Raw genomic sequence first — 18908 nt, 5'->3', positions numbered from 1 at the left:
TACGGTTCTATGTTTAAACTTATTGTTGTTCTATTTGATTTACAAAATTGGTTTTTCTAAGAAGTAGGCCTGGCCGACGAAAAGGGCTACTGTATTCCCGTCCTCTTTCTTTACCTCTACTCTGTAAACGCCAATTTTTCTACTTTTTGATACCTCTACTGCCTCAGCTGTAAGCTTCTCACCGTTAAAGGCCGGTTTGACAAAGTTGATGTTGGCATTTATAGCAAGGGCAACGTTTCCGTAACTGTTTGATGCAACTGCAAAGGCAAAGTCAGCTAAAGAAAAGATTACACCTCCCTGACACACGCCAGCTGCGTTAAGCATAGAGTTGTTTACTTGGAGTTCCACCAGTGAGTAGCCCTCTTTTACCTCTTTAACCTTCATTCCGTAGGATTTGGCAACTTTGTCGTTTTCTTCCATAAACCTTGCTATTTCTTCAGGTTTCATAGGCAGTCTCTCCCTTTAGGGTTTGGAAAATTATAAATCGGTTATTGAAGTGATTTTAAAGGAAAAGGAAGGGAAGGGGGAAAACTCCCCCTAAAACGGTTTATGCCTTCTGGAGGGCAGCCTTTCCTATCTTTACGCCTTCCTGGAAGGCCGTTTTGTTGAGATCAATGAAGCGCTTCGGAACGCTCTTTTCAATGGCTTTTAAGAAAGACTCTTCAGAGATAAGGGGCTTTCCGTCAAACTGGAGAGTTGTTGCAACCTGAAAGACTCCGAGGGCAACGATGTTCATTACCTGCCTTCTTCCGAGCCCTTCTGCCGCTGTCCTTGCTATTGGAGCGGAAACTACCCTGTACATGTTGCAATCAAGGTCGCACTGGACTAAGTCCTCGTCAACGATTACTAGAGCCCCTGGCTTAACGTTAACTAAAACGTCTGATGTGTTCTCTCCACACTCCGGATCTAACCTTACAGGTTTTCCCTTTACCATCTCGTCGTAGGCTTCCTGGGACTGGATGATAATTGCATCAAGCTCTGTAACCTGTGGGAAGTCAATTGGCTGGTCTGAGATTACAACGTCTCCGAGGGAAGTTCCGCTCCTCATTGCAGCACCGTAAGTAGCCGTTTGGGTAGCCCAGAGCCCTTCTTCCGCTGCAGCTGTAGCAAGAACTACCGCTGCAAGGATTGAACCCTGACCGGCAGAACCTATAACTCTAACTTCATACCTCATTTTTCACCTCCGGAGAGCTGCTTAACCCTGTTCCAGTAAACTTCTGTGTATTCAGGCCTTGAATCGTCGTGGTATAGAACGCCCCTTGGTAGCTTTCCTGCCCTCTTCTCCTCTGGAAGCTTTTCCCACGCCTTAACGGGAACGGTATTCTCTTTAAGCCACATATACATCTCTTCAAAGGACATTCTGTTCTTCCTACCGTAGATGATCGTGCAGGGAGATAGAACTTCAATGAACGAGAATCCTTTATGCTTTATGCCGTCCTGTATTAGTTTTTTAAGTTCTGTAACGTGGTAAGCCGTTCCCCTGGCTACGTACGTTGCTCCTGCAGCCTTTGCAAGTTCGGCAACGTTAAAGTTTGGCTCGTAGTTTCCTCCGGGGGTTGTTGTTGTTTGGGAGCCAAGGGGGGTGGTTGGTGAGACCTGCCCGTGAGTCATTCCATAAATCCAGTTATTTATCATAACTACCGTAACGTCAATGTTTCTACGGGCTGCATGAATAAAGTGGTTTCCACCAATCGCAAAGCAGTCACCGTCTCCTGTAAAGACTATCGTTGTGAGCTCGGGTTTGTACAGCTTTAGCCCTGTTGCGAAGGCCAAAGCTCTTCCGTGGGTTGTGTGGAGAGTAAAACCGTCAAAGTATCCGGGAGTTCTTGATGAACATCCGATACCTGAAACCATTGCAACCTGATCGTTGTCAATTCCAAGGTCGTAGAGTGCCATACAGGTTGCCTTAAGTGCCTGTCCAATTCCACAGCCGGGGCACCAGATCGTTGGGAGCTTGTCAAGCCTTAAGTATTTAAAGTAAGACTCCTTCTTTTCAAGAACTTTCTCGAAGGGGACGTTCATTATCAACCTCCTTAAACTCTTGCTTTTGCAATGTCTTCAAGCTTTGAGACAATTTCGTGTGGATAGATAACTTTACCGTTAGCTCTGTTTAGCCTGTAAACGGGAGCTTCTCCCCTTGCACACCTTTCAACTTCAAGAACGTACTGCCCCATGTTGAGTTCGGGAACTAAGATGGCGTTAACCTGTTTGGCCAACTTGTTAAGCGTTTCTTCCGGAGAAGGCCAGATTGTCACGACTCTTAAAAGGCCAACTTTTATCCCCTTCTCCCTTGCAATATCAACGGCTGTCTTTGCAGCCCTTGCTGTAGTTCCAAACGCGACGATTGCAAACTCGGCGTCGTCAAGCTTGTACTCTTCGTTCTTCTCAAGCTCAGGCTGAGCCCTTTTAACTTTTCCTATTAACCTTTCTATTAACTCCTGACACATTTCCGGGTTTGTTGTCGGGAAGCCTGTATAGTCGTGGTGAAGGCCTGTAGCGTGTCCTCTGTAGCCGGGAGTTCCGTAGTCTGCTATCGCAGGAACTCCGTCTTCTCCGGGTTTGTAGGGTAAATACTCTTCAGGTGGAACCGTCGGCTGCTTCCTGTTCCATATCTCTATTTTGTCGGGAGTAAACTGCTCCATGTCAACGGTTTCCCTCATGTGGCCAAGGACTTCGTCCAAAAGAAGAACTACGGGAGTTCTAAGTCTCTCAGCCCAGTTGAAGGCCCTTATAGTTTCAACCATTATCTCCTGAACGTTTCCAGGGTAGAAGACGGGAATCAGCTTGTCTCCGTGGGTTCCCCAGAGTGACTGCATTATCTCCTGCTGACCTATCTGGGTCGGAAGGCCTGTTGATGGCCCCCCCCTCTGAACGTTAACGACTACACAGGGGGCTTCGGTCATGAAGGCGTAGCCAAGGTTCTCCTGCTTTAGTGAGAAGCCGGGTCCTGAAGTTGCAGTCATCGCCTTTGCACCGGCAAAAGAGGCCCCTACGATAGCGGCCATAGATGCTATTTCGTCCTCCATCTGGATAAAAGCTCCTCCGACCTTTGGAAGGAGCTCCGCCATCCTTTCGGCAATCTCGGAAGACGGTGTGATTGGATAACCTGCGTAGAACCTACACCCTGCCAAGATTGCAGCCTCTGCACAGGCATGGTTCCCATACTTAAGCTCAAGCTTTGCCATACTTTCCTCCCTTAAGCGCTTGCTATTTCTTCATACTCATCTGGAGTGAAAACGTAGATGCAGAAGTCTGGGCATATCATTTCGCACTGCTTACACCCTATGCACTTCTCAGGGTGGGCAACAGTCATGACTGCCTTTACCCTGTCAAGTTCAAGAACCTTTGTAGGGCAGACCGATGCACAGATGTTGCAACCTTTGCACCAGTCCTCTCTAACCTCAACAATTCCTTTTATAGCCATACTTTCCTCCTTTAAAGAAGTCCTCTTTCTTTTAAGGCCTTTTCCATCATTTCTCCAATTTCTGCTGGGGTGTTGCAGACGTAAGCTCCTGCAGCTTTCAGTGCCTCCATTTTGCTCTTGGCATCTCCCTTACCACCGGAGATAATGGCTCCAGCGTGACCCATCCTCCTTCCCGGAGGTGCAGTAACTCCTGCTATGTAGGCAACTACCGGCTTTTCAACGTTCTCCTTGATGTACTCTGCAGCCTCTTCCTCCATCGTTCCGCCTATCTCCCCAATTAAGACGATGGCGTCTGTGTCTGGGTCGTTATTGAACATCTCAACGGCTTCTCTGTGGGTTGTTCCAGGAACTGGGTCTCCTCCGATTCCGATAACCGTTGACTGACCAATTCCCTTCATTGTAAGCTGGTAGGCCGCTTCGTAGGTAAGGGTTCCTGAACGGGAGACGATACCGACCCTTCCCTTCTTGAAAATGTGACCGGGCATGATTCCCATCTTGCACTCTTCAGGGGTAATGATTCCGGGACAGTTGGGACCGATGTAGCGGACTCCTGTTCCCTCTAAAGCCCTCTTAACCTTTACCATGTCGTTGATGGGAATTCCCTCTGTAATGCAGACGATCAGTTTTATCCCTGCGTCTGCCGCTTCCATTATGGCGTCTGCCGCAAATGCAGGCGGGACGAAAATGAGGGAAGCATCTGCTCCTGTCTCTTTTACGGCCTCTTCAACGGTGTTGAATACGGGAACCTCATACTTTCCTTCTTCGTCCTTCCAGATCATTCCTCCCTTGCCGGGAGTAACTCCTGCAACGATTTGAGTTCCGTAGTCTAAGCACTGCTTGGCGTGGAACGAACCTTCCTTTCCTGTAAGTCCCTGAATAACAACTTTTGTGTTCTTATTAACCAATACGCTCATTTTTCCCTCCTTACAGTTCACCTTTTGCTGCTTTTACTGCCTTCTGGGCTCCGTCTGCCATGTCCTTTGCAGGAATTATGTTGAGGCCGCTCTCCTCAAGCATCTTCCTTCCAAGCTCAACGTTCGTTCCCTCAAGCCTTACAATTAGAGGTCTATCAAGCTCAACCTGCTTCGCGGCCTCAATGATTCCTCCTGCAATCCTGTCGCACCTTACGATTCCGCCGAAGATGTTTACGAATATTGCCTTAACCTTTGGATCAGAAAGGAGGAGCCTAAACGCAGCTGCCACCCTCTCAACGGTTGCGGTTCCTCCAACGTCTAAGAAGTTTGCGGGTTCACCACCGTAGAACTTGATGGTGTCCATCGTAGCCATAGCAAGACCTGCACCGTTTACCATACAGCCGATGTTCCCGTCTAAACGGACGTAGTTGAGATCCCACTTCTTGGCTTCAAGCTCAAGTGGGTCTATCTGAGTTATGTCCTCAAGCTCCTGAATGTCAGGGTGTCTGTAGAGGGCGTTGTCGTCAAAGTCTATCTTTGCGTCTAAGCAGATGAAGTTGTCTTCTTTTGTTTTTACAAGGGGGTTTATCTCTATGAGTGACGCGTCAAGGTCAAAATACATCTTTGAAAGGGTCATCAGGATCTTTGCAAACTGGCTGACCAGCTTCCTGTCTGTAAGTCCTATTTTGTAGGCTATTTTCCTCGCCTGGTAGGGGAGAAGCCCTATTGCCGGGTCCACGTGCTCCTTAATTATGAGTTCCGGATTTGTCTTTGCTATCTCCTCAATCTCCATTCCACCGGCTGCAGAGACCATGAAAACAGGCCTTGAAACTTCCCTGTCTAAGGTAAGTCCTACGTAGAACTCCTTGTCTATGTTTACTCCCTCTTCAATCAAGACGCAGTTGATTGGAAGACCTTCGGGGTTTTGGTAGGTTTTCAGCCTGCTGCCTATCATCTGGGCAGCTATTTTCCCGGCCTCTTCGGGAGACTTTGCAAGCTTAACTCCACCGGCCTTTCCCCTACCTCCCGCGTGGACTTGAGCTTTTACGACAACTACCGGCGTTCCAAGCTCTTTTGCTGCACACTCAGCCTCATGTGAGTTGTGGGCAACTATGCCCCTTGGAACAGGCAGGTCATACTTTTTGAATATCTCTTTTGCTTGATACTCGTGGATTTTCATAACGTCCTCCCGCCACTGAAATTGGTAATCATTTTAACAAAATTTTTACAGAACTTTTACAAGAGGGAGAGTTAAGATTCAAACTCAAGTTTTGTAAGTTCTACTTTTAGGGCTTCTATGTCTTCAATATTTTCTATTTGATTGAGAGTGATGTTGATTCTCAGTTCTTGTTCTATCTTTTTAACAGTTTCCTCTACAGCCTCTTTCTTTGGAAAGAATATGAGGAAGTTGTCTCCGGAGTAGCGAACTAGAACTGGGTTTTTGAGTTTTGTCTGAAGGAGCTCCACCGTCCTTCTAAGTATCTGGTCACCCCTCTTCCAGCCATCTCTTATGTTTATCTCTCTCAGCTCTTTTATGTCTACAGTGAAAGCTAACGATTTCTCAAACCGATCTTTGGCCAATTTGTAGGCCAGCTCTAACGCGTTTCTGTTGAAAACTCCAGTGAGAGAATCCCTTAGGTAGTAGTCTAGCCTTCTCTCTTCGATTATGTTTATGAGATCTGAAGAAATGAACTCTTCAGATGGAGGAGGTTCTTCGTTTAGTAGTATGTATAAAGCGTTTTCTACAACTTCTGGGTCGTAGTATTTCCCGGATAAATTTCGGAGCTCTGCAATAGCTTGGGCTTTAGGTATCCCTTTTCTGTATATTCTGTCACTTGTCATTGCGTCAAAGGAGTCTACTACTGCTAATATCCTTGCCTGTAGTGGAATTTCTCTTCCTTTTAGACCTTCAGGGTAGCCGCTTCCGTTCCACCTTTCGTGGTGATACTTTATACCGGGAAGTGAGTTTTTTAGAACGTCTATGTGTTTGAGAAGTTCATAGCTGAGGACTGGATGGAACTTTATTATTTCGTATTCTTCTTCAGAGAGTTTCCCCGGTTTTAGAAGAATGCTGTCTGGGATACCTATCTTTCCTATGTCGTGGAGAAGCCCTGCTACGTATATGGCATTTACTTCTTCTTTCTTTAATCCCATAGATTCTGCAATTCTTTTAGCAAAGAATGCAACCCTTTCAGAGTGACCTCTTGTGTAAGAGTCTCTTATTTCTATACCTCTTACCAAACTCTTTACTATCTTGTCTGTAAGTTCTTTTTCCCTCTTAAGTTTTTCCTCAAGGTCGTTTATCAGTTTCTTTATTTCTACAGAGATTGCTATTGACTTTGCAACGTTCTTTATAAAATGTTTAACTTCATCTTTTATTGGACTTTTGTCAAATTTGAAGAAAATTATAAAACCTACAGTCTCCTCCATTACCGTTAGTGGCATTCCAAAGACGTATTTAATACCTATTTTCCTTTCTAAAGTTGAAAGTAAGGATTGTTTTGTGATTTCTACTTCTTTTTTGAGCTCTAAAATGTAAGGTTCTATTCCTTGTAGTTCATCTATGGCTTTTGTAAGAACTATCGGCTTTTCGTTTTCGTCTCGTTTTATCAATCTTACATTTATCTTTTTATTATCTTTCTCTTTTACCCCAATAATTACTCCGTCACAACCAGTTATGTTCAAAACTTTTCTCATAAGGCTTACAAACTCTCCGTTGAACCCTTTTCCGATAGTTAGGAGGTGTATAAACTGAGATATTACGTCTTCTCTTTCTGTCTTTTTTCTTATGGTTTCTATCATTCTGTTTATGCTTTTTCTTATCCTGCCGAACTCGTCGTCAGTTTTTCCTTCAGGCAGTTTTGAGAGTTCCCCTTTTGAGATTTTCTTTATGTCTCGCCTCATCTTCCCCAGAGGGGTTAAGTAAAAATTCCTGACAGCTATCAGAATAACTCCTGTTAAGATTAGTGTAATTAAAAAGATGCTTAGCGAAACTTTTTGAGCAGACTCTTTGGAACGTTTTAGTATTAAGTCTTTGTTGAGGAGCAGATAGACTTTTATTTTTCCATCAGGAAAGAGGAAGTTTTTTTCAACAAAAAACTTAGAATTTACTTTTAGAGGGGTAAGGTAGACCTTCTTTATATAAGGAGCTCTTTCAAGGATCTCTATTAGCTCCTTGGACTTTGACTTTGAACCTACGGAAACAGCTGCCACTTCAACGTAGTTTTCGGCGTTTCTTAAACTGTTTTTTAGTAGTTCCTCTTTGAAGAACTGGTAGCTGATAAAGTAACTTCCGACGCCTATGAGGATGGATATTAAAAGGCTTATCCCCAATAGGAGCCAGTATTTATCAATTCTCACTGCTTCCTCACTTACCGCAGTAGAGGAACTTGTAAGGGTTCCCTTTTAGGGAGAGTAGTCTCATAACCGCTGGGTCTTTAAGAAGGTCTACTCCGTAGTTCCAGCCCTCTATAACTTTTACCGCCTCTTTCTGTCTGCTGAGTAGTGAATCCTTCATCAGTAATACAAACTTCGTCGGTTTACTTATCGTAGATTTTCTCGTTTTCTTGAGGGCTATAGTGCAGATCTGTTTCCACCTTGGAGAGAGACTCTCTATCTTTTTTGCCGTTTTGGAATCTATTAGGACGACTGAATACTTGCTAAAGTTTAAAAACCTTACAAGTGAGTTTCCGTTGGGGACGGAATCTAACTGAAGGTCTAATTCATTTTTATCAAAAAAGCCGAAGAACTTGCTCGCTTTGAATGGAGCTTGTAGCTGAGAAGAGACAGAAATGGTGTAAACGGTTCTTTCACTGCTGCATCCAGCCGTAAAGACCGAAAAAAGAACTATACTCAATAGAGTTCTCATAGTTCCTTAATTATATCAGACTTTAGAATTTTAATTAGAACTTTAAATTTATTTTAAACATTCAACAAGAAGGTCAGCTATATGGAGCGATTTTTTCTCAGATCCTATTCTTTCAAGGCCTTCTGCGATGTTCATCACGCAACCGGGACACTCTGTTAAGACAGTTTCTGCTCCCGTTGAATCTGCGTTTCTCGCCTTCTTAAGCTGAATTTCCCTTGAGATCTCTGGGTGGGAGAGTTTGAATGAGCCTCCCATTCCGCAGCAGTTATCGGCCTCCGGCATGTCAACGAACTTTACGTTCTGAAGAACTTTTAGAACGTCCAACGGGTAGTGGCGGGGAATTTTCTGGCCTCTAACTATGTGGCAAGGGTGGTGCCAAGTAACTTTAACTTTCTTAGGAAGCTTCCACTTTCCTATCTCTTCAATGTTTTCGTAGAGGACTTCTATCAGCTCCTTTACGGAGGTTTTTACCTCTCTATACTCAGACTTTAGGATGTGGCCGCAGGTTGCACAGGCAGAGACGATAAAGTCAACCTTCTCCTCTCCCCATCCCTTCAGGTTTTTTTCCTTCATCTTTTCAAATGATTTAAGGTCTCCTGAGAAAAAGGCGGGAGCTCCGCAGCAGAACTGTTCCCTTGGAACAAAAACCGTATACCCTAACGCGTTTAATACCTTAACAACGTTCTCTGCCGTTTTCGTGTAGAAGTTGTTAAACATGCATCCGGTAAAGAAGAGGACTTTTCCTTTTTCCTCTCCTTTGGCAGGGTAAATCCTGTCTCTTTCATTGAATGGTTTGCTGCTTGGCTGCGGCAGTAGAACTTTACCGAGCTTCGGAACGCTTACGGGGAGCAGTCTGTTCTGAGGGCTTTTGGAGCTCTTTGTAAAGATTTTTGTTAGAGGAGAGGTTATTTTTCCTATCGTTTCAAGGAGTTTTCTGTTTGAGAAGAGCTTGACCGCTGCGGCTTTCTCCGGCGGCAGTCCAAACTTTTCTACAGTCCTTGCCCTTGCGGAGACAATGATTTTCTCGTAGTCAACCATTACGGGACATATCTCTGCACACCTTAGACAAGTCGTACAGAGGTTAAAGAAGTGAGCTGCTTCTTTGTCAAGCTCTGCCTTACCTTTGTTTATAAGGTCTGCAAGGAAGATTTTCCCCCTTGCAACTGAAGGTTCTTCGTGGGTTACGTTAAAGACGGGGCAGACCTGCCTACACGAGCCACACCGAACGCACTTTTCAACGAGCTCATCTGTTATTCCCAGTATCCTCTTTTCCTGTTCCTGCGCCATTTAGACCGCCAAAGAAGGAGTTTCCTTTAAATTTAGGCCTTTTCAGATTAATTGCGAATGATTCCCAATTAGAAAGAGTTTTATTTTAGAAGATAACCTCTTCAGCTTTGAAGATGGGTCCTTCTATGCAGCACCTCTTGTAGCCTTTTGTGGTCTTTACCGTGCATCCCAAGCAGGCTCCAACTCCACAGGCCATTCTCTTGTCTAAAGAGAGGTAGCACTCAGCCTTTAACTGCTTTGCAATCTCTTTTACTGCTTTCAACATCGGAGTTGGGCCACAGGCTACCCAAGTGTAATCCTTAAACTCTTTGACTCCCTCAGTTACAAGCCCTTTCCTTCCGCAAGAGCCGTCTTCTGTATAGACAACCGTTTCTAACCCATACTTTTCTAAAAACGGAAGTCCCGACAGGTTCTCAGAGCTCCTCTCTCCGTAAATAACAACAACCTCTTTTCCCCTTTCCTTGAACCACCTTGCTGCTAAGAATAAACCTCCTATTCCGATACCTCCTGCAATAAATAGGTATTTTTCCCTGTTTTCAGGGATTGAGTTTCCAAGGGGCATTAGAACTTCAACCGTCCCTTCCGGCTTTACTTTTGTGAGGAGCTCCGTTCCCCTTCCGTAGACCCTGTAGAGGAAAGAGACTCTGTTTCCTTCAACGTTGAAAATTCCCAGTGGGCGGCGGAGAAGGGGGTCAAACTGTAGAGGGCTCCTTACTTGAACCATTCCAAACTGGCCGGGCTTTACCTTTCTTATGGTCTCCTCGTCTGCTTCAACGGTTAACAGAAAATCCCTACCACAAACCTTGTAGTTCTCTACTACCCTAAAGCCCATTATTTTTCTCTCTTCAGACAGACCTTTCCTTCAAGAATTTCGTAGAGGGCTATTATCGTCTTCTTGTGCTCCTCTCCCTTTTCGTCCTTTCCGAATGTATACGGGTCAACGGTGTAGAGGTGCCTTGCCCTTTTTGCTGCAACGTGGACTGTCTCGTAGAAGTTTCCTACCTTGTTTACTACCGGCTCTAAAGGTATCCTCTTTGCCATCTCTTCCTCCCTGATTTGGGTGGTCAAAAATTATGGTCGGAGAAACGAAAAGTCTACAGCTCTCCCTTTTTAAAGAGTTCCGCTATTTCAGGGTCTTTTACGAGCTTATCAAACTGATCCTTTAGCCTTTCAGTTCTACACTTTTCAGCTATTATTATAGACTTGAGCTGTTCAAAGGCCTTCTCTAAAACGTCGTTTACCACTATGTAGTCGTAGAGGGGAGCTCTCTCTATTTCTTTCCTTGCTATTTTGAGTCTTCTCTCTATGGTCTCTTCGTCGTCTGTTCCCCTGTTTCTGAGCCTCCTCTCAAGCTCTTTTAACGACGGGGGAAGTATGAATATGAGGACAGCCTCGGGAAAGTTCTTCTTTACCTGGAGAGCTCCCTGAGTATCTATGTCAAGGAGAACGTCTTTCCCTTGATGAAGAGCCTTTAGAACTTGGGTTTTAGATGTTCCGTATAGATTGCCGTAAACTTCAGCCCACTCTAAAAAGTCCCTTTCCTCTACCATTTTCTCAAAAGTTTTTCTGTCAACGAAGAAGTAGTCCTTTCCGTTTACTTCCCCTGGCCTTGGCTTCCTTGTTGTGTAAGAGACCGAGAACTCCAAGTTTGGGAACTCTTTAAGGAGCATGTGGGTAAGTGTCGTCTTTCCCGTTCCCGAAGGAGCTGAAATAACGATTAAAAGGCCTTTGAGGTTATCACTCAACATTCTGAACCTGCTCCTTTATCCTTGCAATTTCTGTTTTTATCTTTAAAACCGGTTCGGTTATGTCTATCTCCCTAATTTTGTTCCCGAGGGTGTTTATCTCTCTGTGCATCTCCTGACACAGGAAGTCAAGTGTCTTTCCTACAGGTTCATCTTCAATCTCCATTATTTCTCTGAATCGCTTTATGTGGGCTTTTAGTCGGGAGAGCTCCTCTGAAACGTCCTGCTTTTCGGCAAGGAGAGCAACTTCAAGTTCAACCCTTTTCTCAAAGTCTTCCGGAACTTTACCTTCAAGGAGTTTTTGGACTTTCTCTTTTAGCTTCTTAAATAGTTTTTCCTCTACAGTTGCAGTGTTTTCTTCTAACTCTTTTAGAGTGTTCTCTATGGTGTTTAGGTGTTCCGTGAAGAAAGTTTTAATTTTTTCTCCTTCTGACCTCCTTGCTTTGTCAAGTTCCTTCAGGGCTTTTTCAACAGCTTCAAGGAGCGGTTCTTTAAAGGGCTCTGCGTCAAGTTCTTCCTTCTGGAACACTTCGGGTATTGACAGTAGGTCTTTCAGTGATACGGAGATTCTCTTTCCGGAGAGAGCTCCTATCTTTTCAACGGCCTTTATGTATGAGAGGGCTTCTCCGTAGTTAACGCTGACGGGGACTTGAAAGTTAGAAGATAGGCGGTATTTTACGTGGAGCTCCAGGTCTCCCCTCTTTACGAACGAGGAGACGAGGCTATTTATCTGGTTTATCAGCGGGTTAAAAAGCCTCGGGATAGAGAACCTTACCTTGAGAGCTTTACTGTTTAAACTTTTAACCTCTGCCGTTACTTCGGCAAGCTCGTTTGCAGCCGTTCCCTTTCCATATCCCGTCATACTTTTCACTTTAGACTCCTGAAGAGTTCTTCATTTACCTTTATTGTCGCCTTCTGCCTCAGAAGATTTACAAAGTTTTCATAGTCGCTCTGCTTCTTCTGGGCTAAGAGGAAAGCTTTAAGCTTCTTAACCTTCTGAGGGTCAAGCTTTTTCACTGTAAAGTCTGTCTGGGGAGAGAATAAGCCGTAGCCGTTTGAGAGTCTGAGGACTACTCTTTGGCTTACCTGTGCGTTAAAGAGCTTCTCGGGGCTCTCTACCGGTTTGAACTCCTCTATGAATTCAGCCCTGTCTAACTCTTCGGTTGTTTGGGGAAGTTCTCCCTTATACTCCTCTGCTGCTTTCTTGGCCTTATCAACGGATTTCTTTAGGGAGAGCTCCTTAATAATTTGCTCCTTAACCTGGTTAAAAGACTTGTATTTTTGTGTTTCAACCTTAAAAGCAAGGAGTAGGCTGTTTTTTGAGCTCCTAAAGACGAAATCCTTCTTTTTAAGCTCTTCCTGGAGTTCATTGTCTTTTAGCTTGGAAGGGTTCATTTTGAGGAGCTCCTTCAGCTTCCCCTCTTTGGCCAGTTTAAAGGCTTTCTGTGCCTCCTTTTCGCCTTCAGGAGTTTTTGGGAACTTGAGGAGAAACTCTCCAGTCTCTCCCTTCTCTACAAACTCGCCTTTGTGCTTTTCGTAGTATTCCTTTGCCTCTTCTTCAGAAACCTCTCCTTTAAACTGTTTGAACGGGAAGAGTTTATAGCTGAACTTTCTACTTCCGAAGAATTTTCTGTAAAAGATGTCCAACTCAGGCTTTGTTACAGAGGGAGCGTTGTTAACGACAGAGAGGAGCTTCTGAATCAGAAGGTCTTGGCGAACCATCTCTTCAAAGGCTTCTGGTGTAAGTCTCCGTGCTCTTAAAAACTCCTTGTAGAGTTTGATGGAGAACTTTCTGTTCTCCTGAAAGGCCGGTATCTCCTCTATGGCTTTTGCTACAGCCCAGTCGCTTACCTTCAACCCTTCTCTTTTTGCTTCCTGTAGAAGGAGTTCCCTCGTAATAAGCCTCTGAAGGGCAATCCTCTTTATGTCATCGCTGGTTACTATTTTCCTGTAGTTCTCGCCGAACTGAGCTTTTAGCTGACTTACAACGTTTGAATATTCCCTGCTGAACTGCGGCAGCTTTATTCCTTCTCCATTAACCGTTGCAATTTCGTTTCCGGACGGCCCTGAAACGGAGCCTTTTCCCCAAACGAGAAAAATCGTTCCGACGAAAGAGGCTGCCACTATCCAGAGTGGAAGACTGAAAGCCCTAAGGTTCTTCCTTATCTTTGAGAGCATTTTTCCTCCGGTTGAAAATCGGTCGGACTGATTTATACTTAAAATCAGAATCTATCTCAACTGTAATTTCAGGAGACCTTTAGTGAGAAACAGTTACGAGGAGAAGAAACCCAACCTCAAGAATATCCTTGAAAGGGCTAAAACCTTTATTAAATCTAAAAACTTTAAAAAGGCCGTTGAGGAACTTGAGAAGAATAAGGTTAGAGATGTTGACTACTACCTTCTCCTTGCCGAAGCCTACGAAGGGCTTGGAAACAGCGAGAAGGCTGAAGTTTACTTTGAAGAGGCAAGGTTCTTAGACACTGAACTCCGCTCTAAAGAGCTCCTCCAGCGGGGAATTACACTTGCAGCTATTAGGAACTTTAAGGCTGCCGAGAGGGAGCTTTTAGAGTCTATAAGGCTTAACCCCTTTGAGAAAGAGGCCTATTTGGAGCTCTACCGCCTCTACAGGGAGACGAGCTCCCACAAGAAGATGGTTAAGACACTTGAAAACCTTATGACCCTTGATCCATACTCATCTTTTCCCTACTTAGAGCTTGCCCGATACTATGCTTTAAGAAGGAACTATAAAAAGGCCGAGTCTGTTTTGAAGAGAGGCCTTGAGCTTGTAGACTCGGCAGAGCTCCACTACGAGCTCGGTAAAGTTTACGCCGACTGGGGAAGACTTGAAGAGGCGAAAGAGGAGCTCCGTAAGGCCTGCCGTTTAGACATTAAAAACGCTGACTATAGACAGAAGCTCATAGAAGTTCTTGTTAACGACGAGGACTACAGGGGAGCTTTAGAGGTTGTTCACGGCTCCTTAGAGCTCTACCCCGATGCCGTTTACCTACTTCAGAGTGCTGCTGCACTTTACGACCTTTTGGGGAAGGAAGAGATTGCGGAGTATTACTACAGGAAAGCAGTTACCGTATCTGAAGGGTTTATAAGGGACGACGCCTTAAAGGTTCTGGCAGAGTTCTTAACTGAGAAAGGACGCTACGATCAGGCTGAAGAGGTTCTTAAGGAGATACTCTACAACACCGATAACGTTTGGATTCTCTTAGACGTTTTCTCAGAGCTCTCCATCATTCTACTTGAACAGGGGAGGCTCTCCGATATCGTTGAAATAGGGAAGTTTGTTCTTGAAAATGGGGAGCTCTCTGAGGAGGAGTTCTGTGAAGTTTTGGAAGTTGTGGGAGATGCCCTCTTTGAGTTAGGTAGGTTTAACGAGGCAAGGGAGTTTTACCAGAAAATTGTAAACACTTCAGAAGACGAGAAGATGATTAAACGTGCCTACTCAAAGCTTAAAGAGACAGAAGAGGTAAGCTTGCTGGAGAGGATGCTTAAATAGAGTTAACTTCCTTCAGCTTCCCGGAGATTTTCTCCTTTAGCTCTTCCAGCCCCCAGCCTTTAGTGGCTGATACAAAGGCAACCTCAGGATTTTCCTCCGGTATCTTTCCTGCTATTAGATGGTAGAGTTCCTCTTTTCCTTTCGGAGTTTCACTTACTTTGTCAACCTTGTTAGCAACGAAGATTTTAGGCTTTTCCCAACTCTTTAACCTCTTTAGAACCGACTTTACGGCCTCAAGTTCTTCTTCTATTTTTCGGGACGAAACGTCAAAAACGATTAGTAGAAGGTCTGCCTCTTTAACTTCACTTAAGGTTGCCCTGAAAGAGGCTATGAGCTCGTGGGGAAGGTTCCTTATGAAACCTACGGTATCTGAGATGAGAACCTTCTCGCCGTTTAGGTAGAGAGCTCCCGTCTTTACGTCTAACGTTGCGAATGGCATGTCTTTAACGAAAACGTCCTTCTTTGTAAGGGCTTTTATTAGCGTTGACTTTCCAACATTCGTGTATCCCACAACGGCAACGGTTTTAAACCCTTTCTTCTTTCTTCCTTCCCTTACAAGATCCTGTCTTTTTAAGACCTCCTCCAGTTCCCTTTTAAGCTTGTGAATCTTCCTCCTTATTGCCCTTGCTTCAACCTCTGTTTTCGTCTCTCCGGGACCTCTCGTTCCAACCCCACCGCCAAGCCTTGAGAGCGCTTTTCCCATACCCCTAATGTGGGAAAGCTGGTAGTAGGCTTTGGCAAGTTCTACTTGGAGCTTTGCTTCCTTTGTTCTTGCCCTTCTTGCAAATATCTCAAGGATTACCTCCGTTCTGTCAATCACGGGAAGTCCTGTTACCTCTTCAATGTTCCTCTTTTGAGAGTAGGTTAATGGATGGTAGGCAACTATCAGAGTTGCTCTCTCCCCGTCTACCTCCTCTAACTTTCCTTTTCCTATGTAAGTTGATGGAGAGAAACCTTTCCTCTTCTGAACGACTTCCTGGATGACTTCTCCGCCTAAAGCTTCTATCAGCCCCCGGAGTTCCTCTAAATCCACCTCTTCCTTAGGCCTTTTAACAACAATTACAGCTACTTTCTCTTTCTCTAACTCCATCTCACCCTTCTGTTAGTTGTGAACTTTTTACAGTTTGTTTACAATTAAAACACACTTTAAACTGTGGAGGTTCTATGTTCAGAGGCGGAAATATAAACCAGCTGATGCGTATGGTAAAACAGCTTCAGCAGCAGGCTGCTAGGATGAAAGAGGAGCTTGAAGAGAAAGAGTTTACCGGAACTGCCGGTGGGGGAGCCGTTAAAGTTGTTGCAAAAGGCTCCGGAGAACTTGTGTCTGTTGAGATATCACCGGAGTTAATAGAGTCTGGCGACAAGGAGATGATAGAGGACTTGGTTCTAACGGCTGCCAACGCCGCCCTTAAAGAGGCAAGGGATACAATTGCCAGAGAGATGGAGAAGATAACCGGTGGTCTTGGAATAGATCTTGGAGGTCTGTTTTGATATACCCTGAGAACCTTGAACTTCTCATTGAGTTTCTCTCTGAGGTTCCGGGTATAAGTGAGAGGGCTGCCGAAAGGGCTGTTCTTGCTCTTTCAAGACTTCCTGCAGAGCGAAAACAGGTTATATCCAACGCTTTGAGGGAGCTTGAGTCCGTTCACCCTTGTAGGGAGTGTAGACTACCGTCCGTTGGGGAGCTCTGTCTAATCTGCAGCGATGAGGAGAGGGACAGGTCTACAATCTGTGTTGTTGAACAGTCAAGGGACGCCGTTTCAATAGAGAAGTTGGGGGAGTATAAAGGTCTCTACCACGTTTTAGGAGGGGTTATCTCCCCTTTGGAGGACATCTCTCCTGAAGACCTGAACATAGAAAGCCTGTTTAGGAGAGTAGAGAAAGGGAACGTTAAAGAGGTGATAATTGCCCTTAACCCTACAGTTGAAGGGGAAGCAACTGCCAAGTTCCTGATAGACAGGCTTGAGAATTACGGCATTAGAGTTTTCAGGATAAGCTACGGAATTCCCTACGGTGGAACGATTGACGCTTCAGACGAGCTTACTCTCAGGAGAGCCTTTGAAGATAAGAAACTCATAGCTGGAGGAAGAAATGATTGAGATTAGATGGCACGCGCGGGGTGGTCAGGGTGCCGTAACGGCTTCAAAGATCTTGGCCTCTGCAGTTATTGAAGAGGGTAAGTATGCCCAGAGTAACCCAGACTACGGAGCGGAGAGGTCGGGAGCTCCCCTCAGAGCTTATAACAGGGTTTCGGAAACCCCCATAACTCTCCACTGTATGGTCATTAACCCCGACATCGTTATTGTTGTTGACCCAACTCTCCTTAAAACCGTTCCTTTCCTTGAGGGAACGGACGAGAACACTATTCTCATCATCAATACTGATAAGTCTCCCGAAGAAATAAGGGAGAAATACGGGATTAAAGGTAGGAAGATTTATACTGTAGACGCAACAAAGATTGCGATGGAAGAGCTCAAAAGGCCTCTAATGAACGTTCCGATGCTTGGAGCTCTCGTAAAAGTCCTGAACGGCCTTGTAGATATTAAAACCGTTGAGGAGGATATAAAGCGAGCTTTCGGGAAGAAAATCTCTGAAAACGCCCTCAACGCGAACATAAGAGCACTCTACAGAGCTTACGAGGAGGTAAGGTCAGAATGAAGAGCTGGAGAGAGTTACCAATAGGAGCAGTAATACCAGAACCAGGTTCAAGTGAAAAGTATAACACCGGAGAGTGGAGAGCTTGGAGACCTGTATTTGAGTCTGACAAGTGCGTTAACTGTATGCTCTGCTGGGTCTTTTGTCCAGACTCCTGCATTCTTGTTAAAGAGGAGAAGATGGTTGGAGTGGACTACGACCACTGTAAGGGATGCGGAATCTGTGCCCACGAGTGTCCAACAAACGCTTTAGAGATGAAGCCCGAATACCTGTTCCGGGAGGAGGACTGAAATGAGGCCTGAACTGATAAAAGAGGTTAAATACGTTCCCTACTCGGGAAACATGGCAGCCGCTGAAGCCATGAGGCAGATTAATCCAGACGTCGTTGCCGCTTACCCGATTACTCCCCAAACAGAGCTTATGCAGTTCTTTGCAGACTTCGTTGCCAACGGCCTTGTTGATACAGAGTACATTCCCGTTGAGAGTGAACACTCTGCTATGTCTGCCTGCGTTGGAGCTGCTGCTGCCGGTAGCAGGGCTATGACGGCAACTGCAGGTCCCGGTCTTGCCTACATGTGGGAAGTTCTCGGAATAGCTTCCGGTATGAGGCTTCCGATAGTTATGACAGTTGTTAACAGGGCACTTTCTGCTCCTATCAACATCCACGGTGACCAGTCTGATATGATGGGAGCAAGGGACCAGGGCTGGATAATGCTCTTTTCAGAGAACGCTGAGGAGCAGTATGACAACCTGATTCAGGCTATAAGGATAGCTGAAGACGAGAGGACAAGGCTTCCTGTTATGGTTGGAATGGACGGTTTCGTGATTTCCCACTCCATAGAAAGGGTTAGGCTTTTACCAGATAAGGCCGTTGAGGAGTTCGTTGGTGAGACAAAGATTATGTACCCCCTTTTAGACGTTGACAACCCTGTAACCCACGGCCCCGTTGCCATGACAGACTCCTACATGGAGTTTAAGAGGCAACAGAGAGAGGCCATGATGAACGCCTACAAGGTTATCAGGGAAGTGGGAGAGGTCTTTGAAGAGGCTTTTGGCAGGAAGTACGAACACATAGAGACCTACAAGACAGACGACGCCGACTACATCCTCATTATTATCGGTTCAACTGCCGGAACTGCAAAGTTTGTAATTGACAAGCTCAGAAAAGAGAAAGGAATCAAGTTAGGTCTTATAAAGATTAGAACTTACAGGCCTTTTCCTTACTACGACGTTATGGACGCAATAGAAGGTTCAAACTGTAAAGCCGTTGGAGTCTTTGATAGGGCAGAAACATTCGGTGCCGTAGGAGGGCCTCTATACAGCGACGTAGCCACTGCAATGCACCTTAGAAACAAGCACTACCCGATTGTCAGCTTCATCTACGGCCTCGGCGGAAGGGACACAAACGTTCACCACATTGAAGAAGCCGTAGACAAGGTAATGCAGGCTGCTGCCGGTAAAGAAGTGCCTTTCATCAACTACCTTAACCTTAACGAGTAACGGAGGA

The 18908-nt window shown here is 45.1% G+C and carries 22 protein-coding genes; 6 read left to right on the top strand and 16 right to left on the bottom strand.

Annotation, left to right across the window (positions count from 1 at the left end; all coding sequences use genetic code 11):
* Positions 1 to 39 precede the first annotated feature (39 nt).
* The 15 genes from paaI to ACZ424_RS03375 form a co-directional block, all read right to left on the bottom strand.
* Positions 40 to 447 carry a hydroxyphenylacetyl-CoA thioesterase PaaI gene (paaI, locus tag ACZ424_RS03445; RefSeq protein WP_464905119.1) on the bottom strand — a complete coding sequence of 136 codons (408 nt, stop codon included), beginning with the start codon at positions 445 to 447 and terminating at the stop codon, positions 40 to 42.
* Positions 448 to 547: 100 nt separating this feature from the next.
* Positions 548 to 1174: a 2-oxoacid:acceptor oxidoreductase family protein gene (locus ACZ424_RS03440; protein WP_464905118.1), complete on the bottom strand. Its 627-nt coding sequence runs from the start codon at positions 1172 to 1174 to the stop codon at positions 548 to 550.
* Positions 1171 to 2022, bottom strand: a complete 852-nt coding sequence (locus tag ACZ424_RS03435) for a 2-oxoacid:ferredoxin oxidoreductase subunit beta (RefSeq protein ID WP_464905117.1) — start codon at positions 2020 to 2022, stop codon at positions 1171 to 1173. The genes ACZ424_RS03440 and ACZ424_RS03435 overlap by 4 nt, the downstream gene beginning before the upstream one ends.
* An 11-nt stretch (positions 2023 to 2033) precedes the next feature.
* Complete coding sequence (locus ACZ424_RS03430; RefSeq protein WP_464905116.1) at positions 2034 to 3185, bottom strand: 2-oxoacid:acceptor oxidoreductase subunit alpha; 1152 nt, start codon at positions 3183 to 3185, stop codon at positions 2034 to 2036.
* A gap of 11 nt (positions 3186 to 3196) precedes the next feature.
* A complete protein-coding gene (locus tag ACZ424_RS03425) occupies positions 3197 to 3424 on the bottom strand; it encodes a 4Fe-4S binding protein (RefSeq protein WP_464905115.1) in 228 nt (75 codons plus the stop codon).
* A gap of 11 nt (positions 3425 to 3435) precedes the next feature.
* On the bottom strand, positions 3436 to 4338 hold the full coding sequence (gene sucD / locus ACZ424_RS03420; protein ID WP_464905114.1) for a succinate--CoA ligase subunit alpha: 903 nt from the start codon (positions 4336 to 4338) through the stop codon (positions 3436 to 3438).
* A 10-nt stretch (positions 4339 to 4348) separates the two neighbouring features.
* A complete protein-coding gene (gene sucC, locus ACZ424_RS03415; protein WP_464905113.1) occupies positions 4349 to 5518 on the bottom strand; it encodes an ADP-forming succinate--CoA ligase subunit beta in 1170 nt (389 codons plus the stop codon).
* A 71-nt stretch (positions 5519 to 5589) separates the two neighbouring features.
* Positions 5590 to 7698 carry an HD domain-containing phosphohydrolase gene (locus ACZ424_RS03410; protein WP_464905112.1) on the bottom strand — a complete coding sequence of 703 codons (2109 nt, stop codon included), beginning with the start codon at positions 7696 to 7698 and terminating at the stop codon, positions 5590 to 5592.
* A gap of 7 nt (positions 7699 to 7705) precedes the next feature.
* Positions 7706 to 8194 (bottom strand): hypothetical protein, encoded by a 489-nt coding sequence (locus tag ACZ424_RS03405; RefSeq protein ID WP_464905111.1) that lies wholly within the window; start codon positions 8192 to 8194, stop codon positions 7706 to 7708.
* A 60-nt stretch (positions 8195 to 8254) separates the two neighbouring features.
* Complete coding sequence (locus tag ACZ424_RS03400) at positions 8255 to 9493, bottom strand: (Fe-S)-binding protein (protein ID WP_464905110.1); 1239 nt, start codon at positions 9491 to 9493, stop codon at positions 8255 to 8257.
* An 85-nt stretch (positions 9494 to 9578) separates the two neighbouring features.
* The gene (locus ACZ424_RS03395; RefSeq protein WP_464905109.1) at positions 9579 to 10325 is read right to left on the bottom strand and encodes a dihydroorotate dehydrogenase electron transfer subunit; all 747 of its coding nucleotides are present in this window, start codon (positions 10323 to 10325) and stop codon (positions 9579 to 9581) included.
* Entirely contained in the window at positions 10325 to 10534 is a 210-nt protein-coding gene (gene rpoZ / locus ACZ424_RS03390; RefSeq protein ID WP_464905108.1) for a DNA-directed RNA polymerase subunit omega, read from the bottom strand. Before rpoZ ends, ACZ424_RS03395 begins: the two co-directional genes overlap by 1 nt.
* A 53-nt stretch (positions 10535 to 10587) precedes the next feature.
* Entirely contained in the window at positions 10588 to 11241 is a 654-nt protein-coding gene (gene gmk / locus ACZ424_RS03385) for a guanylate kinase (protein WP_464905107.1), read from the bottom strand.
* Entirely contained in the window at positions 11231 to 12100 is an 870-nt protein-coding gene (locus ACZ424_RS03380) for a YicC/YloC family endoribonuclease (protein ID WP_464905208.1), read from the bottom strand. Before ACZ424_RS03380 ends, gmk begins: the two co-directional genes overlap by 11 nt.
* Positions 12101 to 12105: 5 nt before the next feature.
* Complete coding sequence (locus tag ACZ424_RS03375) at positions 12106 to 13416, bottom strand: peptidylprolyl isomerase (protein WP_464905106.1); 1311 nt, start codon at positions 13414 to 13416, stop codon at positions 12106 to 12108.
* Between the two features lie 82 nt (positions 13417 to 13498).
* Here ACZ424_RS03375 and ACZ424_RS03370 point away from each other — a divergent pair, with 82 nt between their 5' ends.
* Positions 13499 to 14746, top strand: a complete 1248-nt coding sequence (locus ACZ424_RS03370; RefSeq protein ID WP_464905105.1) for a tetratricopeptide repeat protein — start codon at positions 13499 to 13501, stop codon at positions 14744 to 14746.
* Here ACZ424_RS03370 and hflX read toward each other — a convergent pair.
* On the bottom strand, positions 14739 to 15836 hold the full coding sequence (gene hflX, locus ACZ424_RS03365) for a GTPase HflX (protein WP_464905104.1): 1098 nt from the start codon (positions 15834 to 15836) through the stop codon (positions 14739 to 14741). The two genes, ACZ424_RS03370 and hflX, sit on opposite strands and share 8 nt — an antisense overlap.
* A 74-nt stretch (positions 15837 to 15910) precedes the next feature.
* Between hflX and ACZ424_RS03360 the strand changes: the two genes are divergently transcribed.
* From ACZ424_RS03360 to porA, 5 genes are read left to right on the top strand one after another with little or no spacing between them, the layout of a single operon-like run.
* Entirely contained in the window at positions 15911 to 16237 is a 327-nt protein-coding gene (locus ACZ424_RS03360) for a YbaB/EbfC family nucleoid-associated protein (RefSeq protein ID WP_464905103.1), read from the top strand.
* Positions 16234 to 16845, top strand: coding sequence for a recombination mediator RecR (recR, locus tag ACZ424_RS03355; RefSeq protein ID WP_464905102.1), 612 nt, complete (start codon positions 16234 to 16236; stop codon positions 16843 to 16845). Before ACZ424_RS03360 ends, recR begins: the two co-directional genes overlap by 4 nt.
* Positions 16838 to 17404, top strand: a complete 567-nt coding sequence (locus ACZ424_RS03350) for a 2-oxoacid:acceptor oxidoreductase family protein (protein ID WP_464905101.1) — start codon at positions 16838 to 16840, stop codon at positions 17402 to 17404. Before recR ends, ACZ424_RS03350 begins: the two co-directional genes overlap by 8 nt.
* Entirely contained in the window at positions 17401 to 17691 is a 291-nt protein-coding gene (gene porD, locus ACZ424_RS03345) for a pyruvate synthase subunit PorD (protein WP_464905100.1), read from the top strand. The genes ACZ424_RS03350 and porD overlap by 4 nt, the downstream gene beginning before the upstream one ends.
* A 1-nt stretch (position 17692) precedes the next feature.
* Positions 17693 to 18901, top strand: a complete 1209-nt coding sequence (porA, locus tag ACZ424_RS03340; protein ID WP_464905099.1) for a pyruvate ferredoxin oxidoreductase — start codon at positions 17693 to 17695, stop codon at positions 18899 to 18901.
* Positions 18902 to 18908 lie beyond the last annotated feature (7 nt).

The organism is Thermovibrio ruber, from assembly GCF_055380895.1.
Note: the sequence above shows the minus strand (reverse complement) of the source record. Positions and strands in the feature narration are given on the sequence as shown.

Bases quoted from the DNA above. Each gene is read 5' to 3' on its own strand.
- ACZ424_RS03360 (WP_464905103.1), top strand. From the start codon at position 15,911: ATGTTCAGAGGCGGAAATATAAACCAGCTGATGCGTATGGTAAAACAG.
- ACZ424_RS03425 (WP_464905115.1), bottom strand. From the start codon at position 3,424: ATGGCTATAAAAGGAATTGTTGAGGTTAGAGAGGACTGGTGCAAAGGT.
- rpoZ (WP_464905108.1), bottom strand. From the start codon at position 10,534: ATGGCAAAGAGGATACCTTTAGAGCCGGTAGTAAACAAGGTAGGAAAC.
- ACZ424_RS03440 (WP_464905118.1), bottom strand. From the start codon at position 1,174: ATGAGGTATGAAGTTAGAGTTATAGGTTCTGCCGGTCAGGGTTCAATC.
- ACZ424_RS03380 (WP_464905208.1), bottom strand. From the start codon at position 12,100: ATGACGGGATATGGAAAGGGAACGGCTGCAAACGAGCTTGCCGAAGTA.
- gmk (WP_464905107.1), bottom strand. From the start codon at position 11,241: ATGTTGAGTGATAACCTCAAAGGCCTTTTAATCGTTATTTCAGCTCCT.
- ACZ424_RS03435 (WP_464905117.1), bottom strand. From the start codon at position 2,022: ATGAACGTCCCCTTCGAGAAAGTTCTTGAAAAGAAGGAGTCTTACTTT.
- ACZ424_RS03350 (WP_464905101.1), top strand. From the start codon at position 16,838: ATGATTGAGATTAGATGGCACGCGCGGGGTGGTCAGGGTGCCGTAACG.
- ACZ424_RS03375 (WP_464905106.1), bottom strand. From the start codon at position 13,416: ATGCTCTCAAAGATAAGGAAGAACCTTAGGGCTTTCAGTCTTCCACTC.
- porA (WP_464905099.1), top strand. From the start codon at position 17,693: ATGAGGCCTGAACTGATAAAAGAGGTTAAATACGTTCCCTACTCGGGA.
- sucD (WP_464905114.1), bottom strand. From the start codon at position 4,338: ATGAGCGTATTGGTTAATAAGAACACAAAAGTTGTTATTCAGGGACTT.
- sucC (WP_464905113.1), bottom strand. From the start codon at position 5,518: ATGAAAATCCACGAGTATCAAGCAAAAGAGATATTCAAAAAGTATGAC.
- ACZ424_RS03430 (WP_464905116.1), bottom strand. From the start codon at position 3,185: ATGGCAAAGCTTGAGCTTAAGTATGGGAACCATGCCTGTGCAGAGGCT.
- hflX (WP_464905104.1), bottom strand. From the start codon at position 15,836: ATGGAGTTAGAGAAAGAGAAAGTAGCTGTAATTGTTGTTAAAAGGCCT.
- ACZ424_RS03400 (WP_464905110.1), bottom strand. From the start codon at position 9,493: ATGGCGCAGGAACAGGAAAAGAGGATACTGGGAATAACAGATGAGCTC.
- paaI (WP_464905119.1), bottom strand. From the start codon at position 447: ATGAAACCTGAAGAAATAGCAAGGTTTATGGAAGAAAACGACAAAGTT.
- porD (WP_464905100.1), top strand. From the start codon at position 17,401: ATGAAGAGCTGGAGAGAGTTACCAATAGGAGCAGTAATACCAGAACCA.
- ACZ424_RS03395 (WP_464905109.1), bottom strand. From the start codon at position 10,325: ATGGGCTTTAGGGTAGTAGAGAACTACAAGGTTTGTGGTAGGGATTTT.